Here is a 20,598-nt window from a genome sequence, read left to right as displayed (position 1 = left end):
CGGACCATGGGATTTCTTGATATCGACAACGCAACCAAGTCCTACGGTGCGGTCGAGGTGTTGCACAAGGTGGACATCTCGGTGCAGGAGGGCGAGTTTCTGGTGCTCGTCGGGCCCTCGGGCTGCGGCAAGTCCACCCTTCTGAACATGATCGCGGGGCTGGAAGAGATCACCAGCGGTGAGATCCGCATCAAGGATCAGGTGATGAACGGGGTTCATCCCTCAAACCGCAACATCGCCATGGTGTTCCAGAGCTACGCATTGTACCCCAACATGACCGTGGGGCAGAACATCACCTTCGGACTTGAAATGCACGGCGTGCCGAAACCCGAACGTGAAAAGGCCATGGCCGAGGTTGCCAAGCTGTTGCAGATTGAGCAGTTACTGGATCGTAAGCCGGGCCAATTGTCGGGCGGTCAGCGTCAGCGCGTGGCCATGGGGCGGGCTTTGGTGCGCAACCCTGATGTGTTCCTGTTCGACGAGCCTCTGTCCAATCTGGACGCCAAGCTGCGCGTCGACATGCGGACCGAGATCAAGAAACTGCACCAGAACCTTGGCACGACCATTGTCTACGTGACCCATGACCAGATCGAGGCGATGACCCTGTCCAGCCGGATTGCCGTCATGAACGGTGGCTACGTGCAACAACTGGGCACTCCTCAAGAGATCTATGACACCCCCGCCAATATCTTCGTCGCCACCTTCATGGGGTCGCCCGCGATGAATGTGGTGCCTGCCAAGGTGGTGATGGTGGATGGGTGCCCCCATGCCGAGGTTGCCTTGCATGACGGCGCGATGGCGCAACTGCCGTTCAGCCAGGACAACCTATCCGATTGGGACGGGCGCGACATCCTGCTTGGTATCCGACCCGAGACGATCACGGATGTAGACGGGGCAGATCGGAAATCGTCGAATATCGCGCAGATGACCAATCGGATCGTCGTGACAGAACCGGCGGGGTCCGACACATTTGTGTCCATGACGCTGGGTGGTCGGGATGTGATTGCACGCATGCGGTCGGATGCCGAGGTTTCGCCTGGGCAGGACTTCACCTTTGCGGTCAACATGGAAAAAGCGGTGGCCTTCGATCCTGAAACCGAAAACCGCATTCAGGGCTAATTCACTGTGATGAAGGGGCTAAACGCATGACAACCGGCTACGACTTTGTCGTCGTGGGCGGGGGGTCTGCCGGGTCCGTCATCGCCGCACGCCTTTCGGAAAACCCTGATCTGAGGGTTCTGCTGCTTGAGGCCGGAGGCGGCGACCGTCACCCCTTGTTCCATCTGCCCGCAGGCTTCGCCAAGATGACTAAAGGCATTGGGTCATGGGGGTGGAGCACCGTGCCACAGCAGCACATGCAGGGCAAGGTGTTCACCTATACACAGGCCAAGGTGATCGGTGGTGGTTCGGCCATCAATGCCCAAATCTACACCCGCGGAGCGGCACAGGACTATGATGACTGGCGTCAGATGGGCTGCGAGGGTTGGGGTTACGCGGACGTTCTGCCTTATTTCAAGAAATCCGAAGACAATGACACATATGGGGGAGAGTTCCACGGCCAAGGCGGCCCGTTGGGGGTTTCCATGCCCGCAGCCCCTCTGCCGATCTGCGATGCGTTTATCGAGGCCGCCGGTCAGTTGGGTATACCAAAGACAACGGATGTGAATGGGGCCAAGCAAGACGGGGCAGGGTATTATCAACTGACCCAGCGCAGTGCACGTCGGTCCTCTGCCGCGATGGCCTTCCTTGCGCCTGCGCAATCGCGGCCCAACCTGACCATTCAGACACACGCGCAGGTGCGCCGGATCACGGTTGAAAACAGGCGGGCAACGGGCGTCGAATTACTGGACGGCCGCAAAATCGTCGCTGAGGCTGAGGTGATCCTGTCCTCGGGAGCCATCGGCTCGCCCCGGTTATTGCAGCTTTCGGGTATTGGTCCGGCAGACACGCTGAGAGCTTTGGGAATTGGTGTCGTCTATGACCAACCCAATGTAGGGACGAATTTGCAGGATCATCTGGACCTCTATGCGATATGCGAGGTTACGGGCCCACATACCTATGACCGCTATGCCAAGCCGCATCTGTCAGCGCTGGCGGCTTTGCAATACCTGCTCACGCGCAAGGGCCCGGTTGCCTCCAGCCTGTTTGAGACGGGTGGGTTCTGGTATGCAGATGAAAACGCACGCTCACCCGATATCCAGATGCATCTGGGCCTTGGCACCGGGATCGAAGCCGGTGTCGCGGCAATGCCAAATGGCGGTGTGACGCTGAACGCCTGTCATTTGCGGCCACGGTCACGGGGATCGGTTCGGTTGCGCAGTGACAATCCCGCCGAAATGCCTCTGATCGATCCGAATTACCTGTCAGATCCTTATGATCGTGAGATGTCCGTTCGCGGGCTGAAATTGGTGCAGCAAATTCTGGCACAGGAGGCGCTGAAACCCTACATTCTGGCCGAACGCCTTCCGGGGCCGGATGTACGCACGGACGAAGACTATTTCAATTTCATCTGCGAACATTCCAAAACCTCACACCATTGCGCCGGCACTTGCCGGATGGGCGGCGATACCGGAGCTGTTCTGAACCCGCGTTTGCGCTTCAATGGGATCGAGGGGCTGCGGGTCGCAGATGCGTCGATCATGCCAACTGTCAACTCATCAAACACAAACGCGCCGTCGATCATGATCGGTGAAAAGGCTGCAGATATGATCAAACAGGACCACAACGTCTTCTAAAAAATGGCCATGCTGACGGGTCTGGATTTCTCGTGGTCCAGGGCCCATGGTCGATGGGTCTGAAAGGGCGCGCTACAAGAAACCGTTGTCGATTGCGATACATTGACGATACAAGATTGTTATCGCCATCAATCCGTTGGAATTTTGAATGATAAACCCGCATGTGAGTGGCGGAATCGCTGAGTGTTTTTTGGCCCGTTCTCGCATCGCGAAGGCGTTTCTATTGCCAGATAAAATCTGCTGCGCGCGGCCGCCCGGCGGAAAGCCCGAATTGGAGGTTGCCCAGTGTTAGCGTTTGGATCCCGAAAGGCGCTCGCTATCGGCGAAGCGATGATCGAAATGGCGGATGTAGGCAACGAAACCTATCGCCGGGGCTTTGCCGGCGATACGTTCAACACCGCTTGGCACATGGCACAACTACTTGGGGATGCGGCCGAGGTCGGGTTTGTTACCAAAGTTGGCATGGATTCCGTTTCAGATGCTTTTGTCGAGCAGTCGCAGCAGGACGGGCTGGATGTCTCGGGTATTGGTCGATCAGAGGCTCGTACGATGGGTCTTTACATGATTGAGCTTGATGGGGTTGAGCGCAGTTTCCAGTATTGGCGGGATACGTCAGCGGCGAGGTTGTTGGCTGACGATCTGGAATGGCTGGAACAGGCCGTGACCGGTGCAGGGTTGATCCATCTGTCGGGTATTACACTGGCCATTTTGTCTGAGCCCGCCCGTGAAACTCTGTTTGAAGTTTTAACCAAGGCGCGGGCGCAGGGAGCGATCGTGTCATTCGACCCTAACGTGCGCCCGCGACTATGGAGGTCTGCTGAAGAAACGCGGGCTGTTCTGGCCAGGATCAATACGCTCACCGATATCGCGCTCCCCAGCTTTGACGATGAAAGCGCCCTGTGGGGCGACGAGTCGCCGGTTCAGACAGTTGAACGTTTGCGTCGCGCTGGCGTCGTTGAAATTGCCGTCAAAAATGGCGCGGCGGCTCTGACGGCGTTTTGCGACGATCATCTGAGCGAAGTTCCGACCCAATACGTGGATGGTGTTCGCGACACATCGGGTGCCGGAGACGCATTCAACGCTGGATATCTTTCCGCTCGGTTCAAAGGCTGTGATCAGGAAAAGGCAGTTCATTGGGGGCAGAGGACGGCGGGCGAAGTTATCCGACATTTCGGCGCGCGCATTCCCAAGGACAGAATGAAGGAAATAGACTGATCATACAGTCTTGAGGCAGAACCTGTTCCCAAGACGGTTCTTTGGCATAGATGGCAGATTGAACGATCGAAGATTAAATTTGAAGGGCAGAGTATGAAAACCCGAATTACCGAGTTGTTCGACATCCAACACCCCATCATGCAGGGGGGAATGCACTACGTGGGTTTTGCAGAACTGGCGGCTGCGGTCTCAAACGCGGGCGGGTTGGGGACGATCACTGCACTGACACAGAAGACACCCAAAGATTTGGCCAATGAGATCGCGCGTTGCAAGGACATGACCGACAAGCCTATCGCGGTCAATGTCACCTTTCTGCCAACGGTAAACGCGCCCGACTACCCGGCCATCATCAAAACAATCATCGATGGCGGGGTGCAGATTGTCGAAACGGCCGGACGCAATCCTGTGCAGGTGATGCCCTACCTCAAAGAGGCCGGGATCAAGGTCATCCACAAATGCACGTCGGTTCGCCATTCGCTGAAAGCGCAAGAGATCGGCTGCGATGCGGTGTCGGTCGACGGGTTTGAATGCGGCGGTCATCCGGGCGAGGATGATATCCCGAACATGATCCTGTTGCCGCGCGCAGCGGATGAACTGGAGATCCCCTTTGTCGCATCGGGCGGGCAGGCAGATGGGCGCAGTCTTGTGGCTTCGCTTTCGATGGGGGCGGACGGGATCAATCTGGGTACGCGGTTCATCGCCACGAAAGAGGCTCCGGTGCATCAGAACGTCAAGGACGCCATCGTCGCGGCCTCGGAACTGGACACACGCCTTGTCATGCGCCCCTTGCGCAACACGGAACGCGTTCTGACCAACACAGCCGTCGAACGTGTTTTGGAAACGGAGCGTGCCAATGGTACAGAGCTGCAATTCGAGGACATCATGAATGAAGTGGCCGGTGTCTATCCGCGCGTCATGCAAGATGGTGAGATGGATGCAGGCGCGTGGTCCTGCGGGATGGTTGCGGGGTTAATCCATGACATCCCTACCTGTCAGGAACTGATTGATCGGATCATGTCGGATGCCAACGAGATCATCACAGATCGTTTGGCCGCTTTTAGCCGCGATTGATCCGGGCGGAGTGCCATTCTTGTTACAAGGTCACGGTGTCGCCAAACACGTAAAGCAAAAGGAGAACCTACCAGATGAAACAAGCCGTTCTGGTTTCAACCGCTCGTACGGGTTTGGCCAAGTCCTTCCGGGGTGGGTTCAACAACACGTTTGGGGCCTCTTTGATGGGGCATTCGATCCAACATGCGGTTGACCGCGCCGGCGTAGATCCTGCCTTGATCGAAGATGCCTTCATCGGGTGCGGGTTTCCCGAAGGCACGACCGGCGCAAATATAGCCCGCCAATCCGTGCTGCGCGCAGGGTTGCCCGTGACCGTGGGCGCGACGACCATCAACCGGTTCTGTTCCTCGGGCTTGCAGGCGATTGCCATGGCAGCGCATGCAGTGGTGCAGGACGGGGTGCCTGCCGCGATTGCGGGTGGGGTGGAATCCATCACGCTAAGGGATCAGACACCGGGGCCTTTTGACCGCGACCCGTGGCTGTTGGAACATAAGCCCGACGTTTATCTAACTATGATCGAAACCGCCGACATCGTAGCCGCGCGCTATGGTGTCACCCGTGAAGCGCAGGACGAACTGGCGTTGGAGAGCCAGAAGCGCACCGCCTCTGCCCAAGCCGCCGGTAAGTTCGACGACGAGATCGTGCCGATGCAGGCGGTGCAACGGGTCAAAGACAAAGAAACGGGCGAAATCTCTGAAAAAGCTGTGACTATTGATCGGGACGATTGCAATCGGCCGAACACGACGCTCGAAGGTCTGGCCGGGCTAGAGCCGGTGCGCGGTGCGGACCAATTCGTGACGGCAGGGAACGCGTCGCAACTGTCCGATGGGTCGTCAGCCTGTGTGGTGGTGGACTCGGATTTCGCGGCGCGAGAAGGGCTGGAGCCGTTGGGTGCGTTCATGGGGTTTGCCGTTGCCGGTTGTGAGCCAGATGAGATGGGAATTGGCCCGGTTTTTGCCGTGCCGCGCCTGCTGAAACGTCATGGATTGACGGTGGATGATATCGACTTGTGGGAGTTGAACGAGGCTTTCGCCTCGCAAGCGCTGTATTGCCGTCAGACGCTGGGGATTGATCCAGAGATTTGTAATGTGAATGGCGGCTCGATCTCGATCGGGCATCCGTTTGGGATGACCGGCGCGCGGATGGCGGGCCACCTGCTGATCGAGGGCCGACGCCGCGGGGCGAAATATGCCGCGGCAACCATGTGTATCGGTGGCGGAATGGGCGCGGCGGGCCTTTTTGAGGTATTCTGACGAGTTTGTGTTCTGCATTGCGGAACAGAGTGCCGAATATTGACGCCTTTCTGACGGATTGCTAGAACAGTCGCACCGCATCTGAGGAGAATGCGTTGCACCGAATTCACGACTTGATCGACGGCAAGGACCCGGCAACGCTGGCGATCATCGACCATGATGAAACGCGGCTCAGCTATGAGGAGTTGCGGGGTGCGGTAAGGGAGGCCGCCCGGATGCTGCGGGCACATGGCGTGCGTCCGGGCGACCGGGTTGTTGTACTGGCCGAGAACTGCGCCACTTATGCGGCAGTTGTTCTCGCGCTCAGTGACTTGGACGCGTGGATCGTCCCGCTGAATGCGCGTGCGACCGAACAAGAGGTCGACACGGTCATCGCCCATTCCGGCGCGCGTTGCGTGATTTGCACATCGGATGTGTCCGATGCTGCGCGGGCTCATGCGCAACGGTTGGGGGCCGTTTCATCGGGGCAGTTGTGCTGCGGGTCTCTTGTGGTCTCACCTTTGCGGGATGAAACGCCCGAACCGGTCGAAGCCGGTGCGGGGCAGGTGGCGGCGATCCTCTATACCTCTGGCACCAGCGGCGCACCCAAAGGGGTGATGCTGACCCATGATAATTTGCTGTTCACGGCCAACGCCTCGAAACAACGTCGGCAGGCAACGGCGGCCGATCAGTCGCTGGTGGTTCTGCCGGGGACACATATTTTCGGGTTTTCCTCGATCATCCTGACCACGTTTCTGGCGGGCGGCTGCCTGCGGTTTCAACCCCGGTTCGACCCGGTGCAGGTGATCGCTGGGCTGCACAGCGGTGCAACGATGCTGTCGGGCGTGCCGCAGATGTTTGCGTTGATCCTCAAACATTGCAAAGACAACGGCATGGACCGCGTGGACAGTGGATTGCGCTATCTGTCTTCGGGGGGCTCGCCTCTGGACCCAAGCTGGAAGCGCCGGGTCGAGCGGATATTCGGTTGTCCGATCCATAACGGCTATGGTCTGACTGAGGGGTCTCCGGGCATTGCCACCACGCAGCCCGAGAACCCGCCGCAGGACGACTCGGTAGGTCCTGCTTTGCCGGGGATCGACGTGCGGTTGGACAATCCCGGCGCGGACGGAGTCGGTGAGTTGCTGGCGCGCGGACGTAACATCATGAAGGGATATTACCGTAATCCGGAAGCAACCGCGCAGGCCTTTACCCCGGACGGCTTCCTGCGCACTGGTGATCTGGCGCGAATAGAGGAAGACGGGCGCATCTACATCGTAGGGCGCTGCAAAGAGGTCATCATCCATTCCGGCTTCAACGTTTACCCGCCCGAGATCGAAGCCGCGCTGAACGCCCATCCATCCGTCACGCAAGCCGCCGTTGTGGGCCGCGCGCGGGATGGGAATGAAGACGTGCTGGCCTTTGTGACCCTACGCGTTCCAGCGACCGTGGCCGAGTTGAAGGCTCATCTGGGGGAAACTCTGGTCCGCTACAAAATCCCCCATCACATTGTTGTCACCGACGCGTTGCCAGAAGCCGCGACGGGGAAAATTCTGAAACACAAGTTGGTTCGGGCCTTTGCGCCCGAACTGGCACAACTGGATCTAGAGGCCAAGAATGCTTGACGCTTACATATATGACGGGCTGCGCAGCCCTTTTGGCCGCCATGGCGGTGCGCTGGCCTCGGTTCGGCCCGACGATCTGGCCGCACAGGTGCTGGAGGCGCTGGTTCAGCGCAGTGCTTTTGATGCTGCTGAGATTGAGGATGTCATTCTGGGCAATGTCTGCCAGTCGGGCGAAGACAGCCGCAATGTCGCCCGCTACAGCGCTCTGCTGGCCGGTCTGCCGGTCGAGGTCGGGGGGCAAACCGTCAACCGCCTGTGTGGTTCGGGCATGTCGGCGGCGCTGGACGCGGCGCGGTCGGTCACGGTGGGCGAGGCGCCTTTGTATGTGGCGGGCGGTGTCGAAAGCATGACCCGCGCACCCTTCACAATAGCCAAATCTGAAACTCCCTATGCCCGTCAGACCCAAATCTACGACAGTGCCATTGGTGCGCGGTTTCCCAATCCGCGCATTGCCCAGATGCATGGCGAATATCCAATGCCCCAGACCGCCGACAATCTGGCGCAGGATTACCAGATCACCCGCGAAGCCTCGGATCAGTTTGGATACGCCTCTCAGGTCCGGTTCGAAACCGCCCGCGCGCGGGGGTTCTTTGATGCCGAGATCACTCCGATCACGATCAAAGGCCGTAAAGGCGCGACCCATGAGGTGACGCAGGACGAACATCCTCGCCCGGATGTACAGCTTGAGAAAATGGCATCGCTGCGCACGATCTTTCCCGAAGGTGTGACGACGGCGGCCAACGCCTCGGGCGTCAATGACGGCGCGGCGATGCTGATGATCGGCGCCAAGACCGACCGTGCCAAGCCACGCGCCCGTATCGTGGCCGGTGCTATCGCAGGCGTGCCGCCCCGGATCATGGGGATCGGGCCGGCGCTGGCCATCCCAAAGGCCTTGGACCGCGCGGGACTGACCATGAACGACATGGACCTGATCGAAATTAACGAGGCATTCGCCGCGCAGGTTCTGGCCTGCTGCAAACATCTGGACCTGGACCCCGCTGACAGCCGCCTGAACCCGAACGGAGGCGCGATTGCGGTTGGGCATCCGCTGGGCGCGTCGGGCGCGCGGATCATCCTAACCGCTATGCGCTATCTTGAGAAAACCGGCGGGCGCTATGCCTGTCTGTCCATGTGCATTGGCGTAGGGCAGGGGATCGCGCTGATCCTCGAGCGCGTCTAAGCCGGATGCCGGACGCGGAACGAGACCGCCGCTTCGCCGCGACCCTGGCCAAGGGATTGCGCATTATGCAGGCGTTCAAGCCCGACGATGCGTCGCTGGGCAACCGCGAACTGGCCCGGCGTACAGGCATGCCGCCCTCGACCGTGGCGCGGATGACGTTCACGCTGGCCTCGATGGGGTTTTTGGAACAGTTGCACCCGTCCGAGGCGTACCGGCTTGGGCCCTCGGTCATGGCGCTGGGGTACACGGCGCGGGCGGGATTGTCCTTTTTGCCAATGGCCGAAAACATCATGCAGCAGTTGGCCGATGACACCGGCGTTCTGGTCGCCCTGACCATGCGCAACGGCGACGCGGCGATGCTGACGCGCTGCTGGCGACCGCGAAACGCGTCGTCACTGTGGTTGAGTGAAGGGCATCGCATTCCGATGGAACAAAGCGCGGCGGGCCGGGCCATTCTGGCCGTGGAACCCGCGCAAGCGCAGGAAACAGATCAGGTGCGCACGGATCGCGAACAGTTGGAAAGCATGGGCTATGTGTCGTCTCTGGGAGGGTGGAACTGGGCCGTCAACGCCTGTGCGGTTCCCTTCAGCCCCGCCCCCGGTGCGCCGCCCTTTGCGTTTCTTTGCGGGGCCAACACGTCTGAATTGGATCGCGAGAAACTGGAACAGATCGTGGGGCCGAAACTGCGCGACACGGTACAAACGCTTGGGCGCAGCCTAGGCATATGTGGTTGAGGACAGGAGGTTTTTATGGCAGCGGTTGAAACAAAACTCGAAGGTCAGGTTGCGCTGGTGAAAATCGACAACCCGCCAGTCAATGCGGCGGGGATTGATGTGCGCATCGGGTTGGTGAATGCGGTGCGCGCGCTGGAGGGGGATGAACGCGTCAAGGTCATCGCGCTTTATGCGGCGGGCCGCACCTTTGTCGCGGGCGCCGACATTCGGGAATTCGGCCAACCTCCGAAACAGCCTATGCTGCCTGAAGTTTGCGAAATCCTTGAGGGCAGCGCCAAGCCCATTGTTTGCGTATTGCACGGCACGACTTTGGGCGGCGGTCTTGAAATCGCGCTGAGCTGTCAGGCACGGGTCGGGATCAAGGGTCTTAAGTTGGGTCTGCCAGAGGTCAATCTGGGTCTTCTGCCCGGTGCTGGCGGCACGCAGCGCCTGCCGCGGCTGGTCGAAGGGATGACCGCGCTGACCATGATCACCTCGGGGAAACCGATTTCCGCCGAGACCGCCTTAGAGGCCGGACTGTTGGATGATCTGCAAGATGGCGACCCGGCCAAGGTCGCTCTGGCCGCCGGTCGACAGGTTTTGGACGGCGCGCTTACACCACGAGTAACGGCGCATCTGGATAACCGCATAACCACTGACGATCTGGACGCCTTCCGCGCAAAGACAAGGGGCGAGGTCGCGGAACGCGCCTTGAAAGCGGCCGAGGCCAGCAATTTGCCGCTGTCTGATGGACTAAAAGAAGAGCGGCGTCTATTCACCGAGGCTATGGCGAGCAATGCCCACAAGGGCCTGAAACATGCCTTTTTTGCCGAACGGGCCGTTTCTCATATCCCCGAATCCAAGGCCGAGGCGCGCGATTTGCAAACCGGTGGGGTGATCGGCGGCGGTACCATGGGGTCGGGCATTGCCACTGCGATGCTTCTGGCCGGGATGCCGGTCACTCTCATCGAGATGGAAGAGGACCGCGTGGCCTTCGCGCGCGATACGATCACCAAGAACCTCGAGGGTGCTGTGAAACGCGGCAAGCTGAACGCGGAACAGCGCGATGCGACGCTGGCGAAACTGACTTGCACCACCGATATGTCCGCGCTTGCCGATGTAGATGTGGTGATCGAAGCGGTATTTGAATCCATGGATGTCAAGCGCGAGGTCTTTGGCAAGCTGGATCATATTTGCAAACAAGGTGCTATTCTGGCGACCAACACCTCGTATCTGGATGTGAATGAAATTGCGGCCTCGACCAACCGACCGCAGGACGTGATCGGGTTGCATTTCTTCTCGCCCGCGCATGTGATGCGATTGCTGGAGGTTGTCGTCGGCAAAGACACGGCCCCCGAGATCGTGGCGACCAGCTTCAGGCTGGCGAAGAAATTGCGCAAGGTCGCGGTCCGATCTGCGGTGTGTGATGGCTTCATAGGAAACCGCATTCTGGCACATTATCGCAAGTCCTCGGCCTATATGCAGCTGGACGGAGCACCGTTCGAACAGATCGACGCTGCACTCGAAGATTTCGGCTTTGCCATGGGGCCGTTCGCCGTGTCCGATCTGGCGGGGCAGGACATCGGATGGGCCACGCGCAAACGTCAGGCCGAGTTCCGTCCGGACGAAGAGCGCTATGTCGAGATTGCCGACCGAGTGTGTGAACAGGGTTGGTTCGGGCGCAAAAGCGGCAAGGGTTTCTATATCTACGACGGCAAAAATCGCAGCGTGAACCCGGCCGTGGCGGAATTCGCACAGGCCGAGCGGGAGGCTAAGGGTATCACTGCCCGCAGTTTTACCGATGCCGAAATTGTGGATCGTTATATGGCCGCGATGGTGTCCGAGGCCGCGCGGGTGGTCGAAGACAAGATCGCACTGCGCCCGATCGACGTGGATGCGGTCTTTCTGTTTGGCTACGGTTTCCCGCGCCACTGGGGCGGTCCGCTGCAATATGCTGACATCACCGGGTTGGCTGTCATCGTGCAGCGGATCGAACAATATGCGCAGGAAGACCCCTATTATTGGCAGGTGCCCGCCCTGCTGCGCGAACTGGTCGAGGCGGGCAAAACCTTCAACGACCTCAACAAAGAGGGCTGAGCATGGACCTGAGTTTCACCCCCGAAGAAGAGGCTTTTCGCGCTGAAGTCCGCGCCTTTCTGTCGGAAAACCTGAGCCCGGAGCTGGTCCGAAAAGGCCGTAACTCGGAAAGTCTGACCAAAGAGGAAATGGAAGGTTGGCATGCCCGGCTGAATGCGCGGGGCTGGCTTGCTGTGACCTGGCCCACCGAATATGGCGGCCCCGGCTGGGGCGCGGTTGAGCGGCATATTTTTGACGAAGAATGCGCCCTCGCCAACGCCCCGCGCATCGTGCCCTTTGGCCTCAATATGCTGGGGCCGGTGCTGATCAAATTCGGCACCAATAAGCAAAGGGCTGAGATTCTGCCACGTATTCTGGATGGCTCAGACTGGTGGTGTCAGGGCTATTCAGAGCCGGGCGCTGGCTCGGATCTGGCCAGCCTGAAAACTCGCGCGGTGCGGGACGGGGGTGACTACGTCATCAACGGTCAAAAAACCTGGACCACGCTGGGTCAACACGCCAACAAGATCTTCTGCCTTGTGCGCACGTCGACCGAGGGCAAGCCGCAGGAAGGCATCAGCTTTGTTTTGGTCGATATGGACGCCCCCGGCGTTGAGCTGCGCCCGATCAAACTGTTGGAAGGCGGGCATGAGGTGAACGAGGTCTTTTTCACCGAAGTACGGGTGCCGGTGGAAAATCTGGTCGGTGAAGAGAACAAAGGTTGGACCATCGCCAAATATCTGCTGACGCATGAGCGGACCAATATCGCGGGTGTCGGGTTCTCGACCCGCGATCTGGAAAAGCTCAAGGACTTGTCGCAGATGCTGGTGCGCGCGGGCAGGCCCTTGGCGCAGGATCCGTTGTTCGCCGCCGAAATGGCCGAGGTCGAGATTGATTTGGAGGCGTTGCGCGTGACGAACCTGCGGATGTTGTCGGCAGCCAAGGAAGGCGCGGCCTCGGGTACGCAAAGTTCGATGCTGAAGATCAAAGGCACGGTGATCCGGCAGCGGATACTCAGCTTGACGCGCACTGCCCTGGGGGCAGCCGCCGCGCCGTTCCCCGTTGAAGATCTGCCCGAAAACGCGGTGACGGTGCCCGAAGACGCCCGGCGTGCGGCGGCGAGCTATTTCAACAATCGAAAACTCTCGATCTTCGGTGGATCGAACGAAATTCAGCGCAACATCATTGCCAAAGACCTGTTTGGAGGCTGACCTATGGATTTCAACTTAACCGAAGACAGGCAGATGTTGTCGGACACGGTGAGGCGCTATCTGGCGGATCAGTATGATTTCGACACCCGCTACGGCGTGCTGGACGCTGCGCCGTTCCATTCCCCGGCCAAATGGGCTGAACTCTCCGAATTGGGCCTGATCGGTGCCTTTGTCCCGGAACAGCAAGGCGGCTTTGGCGGCACAGGTTTCGACATCACAACCATATTTGAGGAGCTGGGCCGTGGTCTGTGCCCCGAGCCGATGCTGACCGCGTTGATGTCGGCTCGCGCCGCCGCCGATTGTGGTGCTACAGCCTTGGTTGAAGAGTTGGTCACAGGTGGAAAGCGGATTGCTTTGGCTGTGTTTGAACCGGATGCGGACAGTCTGGCGTTGATCCGCACCAGCGCAGACAAATCCCGCGATCACTGGGTGCTGAATGGTCGTAAATCGGTGGTCTATGGATTGCCTGGGGCAGATGGCGTGCTGGTCGCAGCACGCCTTGATGAGGGGCTTGGCCTGTTTCTGGTCGAAAATCCTGAAACCGTCGACTATGCGATGATTGACGGCGGTGGAGCAGGGGAATTGATCCTCGACAGCGCAACCGCCATTTGCCTGAGTGAGAATGCTGGTGACATCATTGAATCCGCCCTGAACGCGGGTCGGTTGGCGCTGTGTGCCGAGGCTGTGGGCGTGATGGAGGTGTTGGTCAACATGACGGTCGATTACCTCAAGCAGCGCACGCAGTTCGGGCGACCGATCGCCAGTTTTCAGGCGTTGCAGCATCGCACGGTCGATATGGCCATCGAGATGGAGCAATGCCGCTCGATCACTATTCTGGCAGCAAGTAAACTGGGCTCCGATGCCGAGGCGAAGTATATCGCAATGGCCAAGAACTTGATCGGACGCGCAGGTACGATGATTGCAGAAGAATGCATTCAGCTTCACGGAGGGATCGGAATGACCTGGGAATATCCCGGCTCGCACTACGCCAAACGATTGATGATGATCGACCACCAATTGGGCGATCACTATGCGCAATTGCACCGTGTCATGGAGAGCTGATCCATGAGCGAGGCTGTTTTGTTCGAAACTCGCGATGCGGTGCTGATCATCACCATCAATGAACCGGCACGGCGCAATGTTTTGTCGCGTCTGGTCTATGAACCGGTTGAGTCAGCGCTGCGCGACGCTACCGCAGCTGAAACCGGCGTCCGCGCCGTGGTGATCACGGGTGCCGGCGGGTTTTTTTCTGCCGGGGGCGATTTGCGGATGCTCAAGTCCCGTCGCGAAATGATCCTGCCGGAGCGTGAGGCACAGATTGAATACCTGCACCGCATGATCCGGGCCATCCGAGCGTGCCCTGTCCCGGTGATTGCGGCTGTGGAAGGGGGGGCTGCAGGGGCGGGTGCTTCATTGGCATTTGCCTGCGACATGATCGTTGCCGCGGAAGATGCAAAGTTCACGCTGGCCTATGTCAAAGCGGGGCTAGTGCCTGATGGGGGTGGTTCGGGATTCCTGACCATGAACTTGCCACGTCAGCTTGCAACCGAGATGTGCCTGACCGGCAGGCCAGTTCTTGCCCCGCGCATGTATGACGTAGGTGTCGTGAACCGGGTGGTTGTACCCGGTTCGGCGTTGAAACAGGCATTGGAGCTAGCACGGGATCTGGTCTCGGGACCGCCAGAGGCGCAGGCGGCGATCAAGGCGCTGCTCTCTGCCCCCGATACGGCCGAGTTTGAGGCACATCTGCTACGCGAACGCCGGGAGATGGGCCTTGCTCTGGGCCGGGACGAAGCGCTGGAAGGCATCCGTGCGTTTGAGGAAAAGCGTAAGCCGGACTTCACGAACTGAACCAATAGAAAATGGCGGCAGAGACCGACAGAACGGTCAAACGAAAACGGGCGGGAGAATTCCCCGCCCGTTATTTTGTCTACCCGTAGACGATATTGGGTAACCACGTCACAACCCACGGGAACATCATACAGATGACCAATCCGACAATCTGCAGGAACAGGAAGGGCAGCGCCGCCTTGAAGATATCCGTCATCGGAATCGACGGTGGGGCCACGCCGCGCAGATAGAACAGCGCATACCCGAAGGGCGGCGACAGGAAGCTCATCTGCATGTTTACCAGATAGAGCACGCCAAACCACAGCACGAGATCGTTAGGGTCATCAAAGCCAAAGGCCGCAGCCCCCAGCGCCTTGATGATCGGCACAAAGATCGGAACGCACAGCAACAGGATGCCGACCCAGTCCAGGAACATCCCCAGCACCACCAGCAGGATTTGCATGACGATCAGGATACCCCAGGGCCCCAGACCTGCGCCTTGCATGGTTTCCTGCACGAATTGCTGTCCACCCTCCAACACGTAGAGACCCACAAAGATCGTGGCGCCGAACATGATCCAGATCACCATGGCCGAGGCTTTCAGAGTGGTCAGACATGCCTCGCGTACGGTGGGCCAGTCCAGCTTGTTGTGGATCGCCGCTACGATGAAGGCACCAAAGGTGCCGATACCCGCCGCCTCAACCGGGGTTGCAACGCCCGAGAAGATCACGCCCAGAACAATCACGATCAGCGCAATCGGAGCGGACATTTTGCCCAGCAGGCGCATTTTTTCTCGGTTCGAGATGCGCTCGTCAACCGGGATTGGCGGGCCAAGGACCGGATTGATATAGGACCGAACCACCACGTAGATGATGTACATGCCCGACAACATCAGGCCGGGAATGACCGCGCCGATGAACAGCTCCCCCACCGATTGTTCGGCAACAACCGCGTAGATGATGGCTAGAATGGAAGGTGGGATCAGGATGCCCAATGTCCCCCCGGCCATGATCGAACCCATAGCGATCTTGGTGTCATAGCCGCGTTTCAACATGGCGGGCAGGGCAATGATCCCCATTGTCACCACAGCTGCGCCGATCACACCGACCATAGCCGCCAGAACGGTCGACGCAATAATCGTCGCCGCAGCAAGGCCGCCTTTCAGACCGCCAAGCACCTTGTAGATCACATCGAACATATCGTTGATGATCCCGGCCCGTTCCAGCATTGACGCCATGAAGATGAACAAGGGAATGGCGGATAGCTGATAGTTCGTCATCAGCGGGAAAATCCGGCTGGGTACGATATTCAGCGCACGCGCATCCCCCAGAACGAACAGAAACACACAGGCCAGGCCTCCGGTCACAAAGGCCAGCGGGAGGCCTGCCATTAGCAGAACCAGCAGCGAGCCGAACATTACGAGCGTCAACAGCTCGATGGACATATCAAGACCCATCGGTCAGTACCCCCGTGCAATCGTTCGGATGTCTTTGGATAGTTTCGACACCCCTTGCAAAATCAACAGAACCGCGCCCACGACCATCATCCATTTCATTGGCCAAAGCGGGATTTCCCATTCGTTAAAGCTGATTTCGCCCCAGCGGATGTTCGGATCGGTCCAGTCGCCGAAGGTCAGTGCGCCGAACATCTGGAAGAAGCTCATCTCGCCCCGCGCCCAGTCTGAGACGACGGAGTTACCGGTCGGAACGGCAATCGCGTCCATCGCGAAGATGTAGGATGTCACCAGGAGGGTTCCGGCGAAGATGAAGAAGAAAATCGAAGTGAACAGGTCCGCCCACGCGCGCTTCGGCTTGGTCAGCGGTGCATAGAAGATGTCCACACGCACATGGCTTTCGGTCAGCATCGCATAGGACCCGGCGATCAGGTACTGCATCCCGAACATCAGATACATGGATTCATGCGCCCAGTTGGTAGGGGCGTTGAACACGTAGCGGACGATCACTTCGTAGTAATAGACGAATACGGCAATCACGGCCCAATAGCTGACGAACTCACCTGCATAGAGAGACAGGCGGTCAATCCAGTTCTCGGCATAATCCTGATCAGCCTTACGGGCACCGGGGTCCATTTCCGCCGCGCGGGCTGCGGTTTCTTCGTCGATCTCCATCTCGGGCTCATGTGGATCCGCAGCCGCCTTGACGCGCGCACTGGCCACAAGGCGCGGCAGCATCAGCGCATCAATCGCCAAGAAGGCGAGGATCGTGAAGAACGCATAGCGCGCTACCGAGCTCCAGAAGGCACGATCAGCACCGGCAATTTCGGCCAGCGGTTGCGCCTCAGCTAGCGCTGCCTCGGATTCCGCAAGCCGTTCGCGCCCGGTCTCAATAGCTTTTTCCGCCCGATCCAAAGCGCGTTCTGCCCGGCGTTTTTGCAGCGCAGTGCCATTTTGCGCGGCCTCAGCGGCGGCGCGCAGATCTTCCAGCCCTTCTTCGGCAGTGGCGACCCGTTCGGTTTCGCGCGTGATCGTGCGTTCGGCCTGACGGACGATATTGACCGCGTTCGAGAATTCGTTGCGGGCCGTACGCTCTTCGCCATTGGCGAACAGGATCAGCAGGAAGACCGGTAGATAGACCAACCCCAGCAGGCTGCGCAGGTAGAAGCGGTGCAGACCCAGCATTCCCCCAGTGACAAGGATCAGATAGCCCAGCGGCAACCCATAGGTGCGCTGTTCAGGTTGGGCTTTGCGCGCCAGCACCATGGCCAGGGCCGGGAAAGCGATTAGCCCGACCCAGTATAGCCAGTGCGGCAGCGTGAAATCGACGCTCGGCATAGTACGTTCCGAATTCCAAAGAAAAGGCACGTCCGCGCGAAATTCGCGCGGACTTTTGATTAGGCTTCAGCGGATTACAGGTCCAGTGTATAGCCTTCGATCATTTCAGGCGTCACATAGCCCAAGGAACCCGACATCATGTAGTCAAGTTGGATCTTGAAGACACGCGCCGCGTCTTTGTCGCGGTTGGCATATTTGAACCAGATTGGCACGGCGACTTCGGTCATCAGCTCGACATCGTCCTGAGACAAGCGTGTGATTTCGGTGCCTTCTGCTTCGAACTTTTTCCAGGCTTCCTGGTCGGCGGCCTGAATGGCGGCGTGATGCAGATCGGAATAGACGTGAGTTTCCATTTCCACGAATTCCTGCATCTGCGGGCTCAGTTTGTCCCATGCGGCCTTGCCCACGGTGATGTCCATGATGTCGACCGGCTGATAGACCGACATGAAGCCCGGAGGACCCATCACAATATAGTCCGTCACCTGACTGAAGCCCAAGGCGTGGTTCACGGCCGGACCCACAAAGTCTGCCACGTCGATAGTGCCTTTTTCCAGCGCCGGGAAGATTTCCGAGCCCGGCAGAACGGTTGTTTCAGCGCCCAGCTCCGAGAATACCTCGGCCACCATACCGCCCGGCAGGCGCATTTTACGGCCCGCGAAGTCGTCAACCGACCGGATCGGAACTTTCGAGTGGATGATGTTCGGTCCGTGATGCACCGGTCCGACAAAGTGCAGACCCTGACGGCCTAGCAGCTCGCGTGCGATATCGATCCCGCCCAGGCCATAGTAGAAGGTGTCGTATTCATGCGGTTGGCGCAGACCCAGCGGGTACGAGCTGAGGAACACGGCGGCGGGAATGATGCCCTGATAGTAGATGGTGAACGGGTTGATGGCATCAAGCACGCCATTTTTCACCGCATCTGCCAATTGGAAATCCCCAACCACGTCATTGGCACCAAAGGCCTGGAAGGCCAGCTCACCGCCGGTTTTTTCTTCGATCGTGGCGCACCAGTCTTTGAAGGTCTGCAACCCGATTCCGCCGGGCCAGGATGTCTGGATCTTCCAAGTTGTGGTCTCACCTGCTGCGGTGGCGATATGCGGTGCAGCGAAAGTTGCCGCCCCGGCACCGGCAAGGGTGCGAAACGCGCTGCGGCGTGTAATCAGTTTATTGGTCATTTGATCCTCCCATAGATCATCACCATGCTTTCGCCGAAAACATGCTGATAGCTAGAGAGCATAGAGGAGACTTTAGGAATTGGTAATATTTTTTTTCCAATTTAGAAATCTCTCACCGTTCCGTGATGGCTCCAGCGAAAAAATACTGGCTGACTATTGGCTGGGGACGGTTAGTTTGTGCCAGTCGAGGTTGAATTTCTGCAGGTATTTCCGCAGCCTATCCGCATCGTTCTGCGTGCTGCGCTTTTCCCGTGAGACCGAAAACAACGCCCGACCCGCCGCGCTGAGATTGGGCGTGCGTTGACATGTTCGGATGACGTTCGCCAATTGCACCAGGTCGAAAGGATCAATGTCACGCGTGGCTGATCCCAAAATACCGCGCACCAGCGTCTCGTCGCTGTCTGAGGTCGAGGATGCCCAATCTTGTTGCAGCGCGGCTGTCTCATCCTCGACCATTGTTCGGGTGATCCGGCCCCGCGGGGCCAGTGTGCAGAGGCGTTTCACCAATCCGCTGAAGTCGCGGAAATTGCCCGGCCAATGGGTCGATGGGTTGGTGGCGAACTGTATGAACTTCTCGCGCGCGTCGATGTTGAAGCCGACCTGAATGCCCAGGCTGCGCTCCGACCGTGCGAGTTCATAGTGAAGGTTGGCCTCGATATCCTCACGCCGGTCGCGCAGGGCGGGCAATCTGAAGTTCCACATGCTCAGGCGGGCAAGCAAGTCAGGGCGAAAACGTCCCTCGGCCGTCAACGCGCGCAAATCGTGGCTGGCACCTGCGATGACCTGAAACCGGCTGGACACCTCGTGATCCGATCCAAGTGGGTAAAACCGTCCGGTCTCGATCGCGCTGAGCAAGATGGATTGCTCGGACCAGCCTAATTCATCAACTTCGTCCAGAAACAGGACGCCGCCATCTGCTTCACGCAGCAGCCCGCCACGTTCGGTCCCGGCCTGCCCCAGATAGCTGCGTCGCTGGCCGAACAGGGTGGCCAGCGCATCAGGGCCGTTGAGCGTGGCACAATTGACATGGACTAGTCGTCCCTTGACCCTGCGTCGATCCAGTTTGAGGTTGTAAATCCGCTGAGCCAATTCCGTCTTGCCGGTCCCGGTCTCGCCCAGCAGCAGGATCGGTTCGTCGGAATTGCTCGCAACCAACTCAATCCGGTCGATCAAGGTGTTATATTGCGCGTTTCGTGTTTCGATCCCGCCTTTTAACTGATCGCTATATTCACGCGAAAGCTGGTCGAACCGTTGTTGAAGGGCATTGTAGCGGCTCAGGTCCAGATCAATGACATCGAATTTCGGGGTTGGATCCTCCGGGCCGGGCGGGCCGGTTTGGATCAGCCGCGCCGGGACATGGCGACTTTCTGTCAGTAGGAACCAGCAGATTTGCGCCACATGCGTCCCGGTGGTCAGGTGCACATGATACTGCTCGCGATCTTCGTCAAAGCCATAGGCGCGGGCAAAGTCAAACAGCTTGCCGTAGACCTCTTGGAAGTCCCATGGGTCATCCAAATCCATCTGTTGCAGCAGGACCTCGGTCTCGGGCGATATCTCGGCGATCTCATGTTTGACCTGATGGGCAAGCCGGTTGAACTTGCGGTCGTGCAACAATTCGAGCCGATGCACAGGAAAATGATCATGCGATGTCAGGCTGGGCGTCGGCTTCCAGCGCCGTTTTTTGCCCATATCCAGCTGCGTGCCAAGAAACCCGATGACCACATTCTTCACGATATATCCAATTCTA

General features: G+C 58.9%; 16 protein-coding genes. 12 read left to right on the top strand and 4 right to left on the bottom strand.

The genetic code is table 11. The features are described 5' to 3' along the window. The first annotated feature begins 6 nt into the window (after positions 1-6). From ACR3E7_RS22710 to ACR3E7_RS22655, 12 genes are all read left to right on the top strand, one after another. Complete coding sequence (locus ACR3E7_RS22710) at positions 7-1,119, top strand: ABC transporter ATP-binding protein (RefSeq protein ID WP_480503740.1); 1,113 nt, start codon at positions 7-9, stop codon at positions 1,117-1,119. A gap of 26 nt (positions 1,120-1,145) precedes the next feature. Further along, on the top strand, positions 1,146-2,735 hold the full coding sequence (locus ACR3E7_RS22705) for a GMC family oxidoreductase (protein WP_480503741.1): 1,590 nt from the start codon (positions 1,146-1,148) through the stop codon (positions 2,733-2,735). A gap of 285 nt (positions 2,736-3,020) precedes the next feature. After that, entirely contained in the window at positions 3,021-3,950 is a 930-nt protein-coding gene (locus tag ACR3E7_RS22700; protein ID WP_480503742.1) for a sugar kinase, read from the top strand. A 93-nt stretch (positions 3,951-4,043) separates the two neighbouring features. Beyond that, entirely contained in the window at positions 4,044-5,021 is a 978-nt protein-coding gene (locus tag ACR3E7_RS22695) for an NAD(P)H-dependent flavin oxidoreductase (protein ID WP_480503743.1), read from the top strand. 74 nt (positions 5,022-5,095) lie between these two features. Beyond that, entirely contained in the window at positions 5,096-6,274 is a 1,179-nt protein-coding gene (locus tag ACR3E7_RS22690; protein ID WP_480503744.1) for an acetyl-CoA C-acyltransferase, read from the top strand. A 95-nt stretch (positions 6,275-6,369) separates the two neighbouring features. Then, positions 6,370-7,875 (top strand): class I adenylate-forming enzyme family protein, encoded by a 1,506-nt coding sequence (locus ACR3E7_RS22685; RefSeq protein WP_480503745.1) that lies wholly within the window; start codon positions 6,370-6,372, stop codon positions 7,873-7,875. Next, positions 7,868-9,055: an acetyl-CoA C-acyltransferase gene (locus tag ACR3E7_RS22680; protein ID WP_480503746.1), complete on the top strand. Its 1,188-nt coding sequence runs from the start codon at positions 7,868-7,870 to the stop codon at positions 9,053-9,055. Before ACR3E7_RS22685 ends, ACR3E7_RS22680 begins: the two co-directional genes overlap by 8 nt. A 5-nt stretch (positions 9,056-9,060) precedes the next feature. Continuing rightward, complete coding sequence (locus ACR3E7_RS22675) at positions 9,061-9,789, top strand: IclR family transcriptional regulator (RefSeq protein WP_480503747.1); 729 nt, start codon at positions 9,061-9,063, stop codon at positions 9,787-9,789. Positions 9,790-9,804: 15 nt separating this feature from the next. Then, entirely contained in the window at positions 9,805-11,865 is a 2,061-nt protein-coding gene (locus ACR3E7_RS22670; protein ID WP_480503748.1) for a 3-hydroxyacyl-CoA dehydrogenase NAD-binding domain-containing protein, read from the top strand. Between the two features lie 2 nt (positions 11,866-11,867). Further along, positions 11,868-13,055, top strand: a complete 1,188-nt coding sequence (locus tag ACR3E7_RS22665; RefSeq protein ID WP_480503749.1) for an acyl-CoA dehydrogenase family protein — start codon at positions 11,868-11,870, stop codon at positions 13,053-13,055. Between the two features lie 3 nt (positions 13,056-13,058). Next, positions 13,059-14,117 (top strand): acyl-CoA dehydrogenase family protein, encoded by a 1,059-nt coding sequence (locus ACR3E7_RS22660; RefSeq protein ID WP_480503750.1) that lies wholly within the window; start codon positions 13,059-13,061, stop codon positions 14,115-14,117. A gap of 3 nt (positions 14,118-14,120) precedes the next feature. Then, entirely contained in the window at positions 14,121-14,906 is a 786-nt protein-coding gene (locus ACR3E7_RS22655) for an oxepin-CoA hydrolase, alternative type (protein WP_480503752.1), read from the top strand. A 79-nt stretch (positions 14,907-14,985) separates the two neighbouring features. On the opposite strand, the gene ACR3E7_RS22650 is transcribed toward ACR3E7_RS22655, so the two are convergent. From ACR3E7_RS22650 to rtcR, 4 genes are all read right to left on the bottom strand, one after another. Next, the gene (locus ACR3E7_RS22650) at positions 14,986-16,329 is read right to left on the bottom strand and encodes a TRAP transporter large permease (RefSeq protein WP_237215859.1); all 1,344 of its coding nucleotides are present in this window, start codon (positions 16,327-16,329) and stop codon (positions 14,986-14,988) included. 15 nt (positions 16,330-16,344) lie between these two features. Then, positions 16,345-17,676 (bottom strand): TRAP transporter small permease subunit, encoded by a 1,332-nt coding sequence (locus ACR3E7_RS22645; RefSeq protein WP_170789970.1) that lies wholly within the window; start codon positions 17,674-17,676, stop codon positions 16,345-16,347. Between the two features lie 74 nt (positions 17,677-17,750). After that, the gene (gene dctP, locus ACR3E7_RS22640) at positions 17,751-18,851 is read right to left on the bottom strand and encodes a TRAP transporter substrate-binding protein DctP (RefSeq protein ID WP_480503754.1); all 1,101 of its coding nucleotides are present in this window, start codon (positions 18,849-18,851) and stop codon (positions 17,751-17,753) included. A gap of 153 nt (positions 18,852-19,004) precedes the next feature. Beyond that, complete coding sequence (gene rtcR, locus ACR3E7_RS22635; protein ID WP_480503756.1) at positions 19,005-20,582, bottom strand: RNA repair transcriptional activator RtcR; 1,578 nt, start codon at positions 20,580-20,582, stop codon at positions 19,005-19,007. Positions 20,583-20,598: the final 16 nt, after the last annotated feature.

Source organism: Ruegeria sp. BK1, from assembly GCF_056535645.1.
The sequence above is the reverse complement of the archived record's forward strand: the minus strand, read 5'-3'. Positions and strand labels throughout refer to the sequence as shown.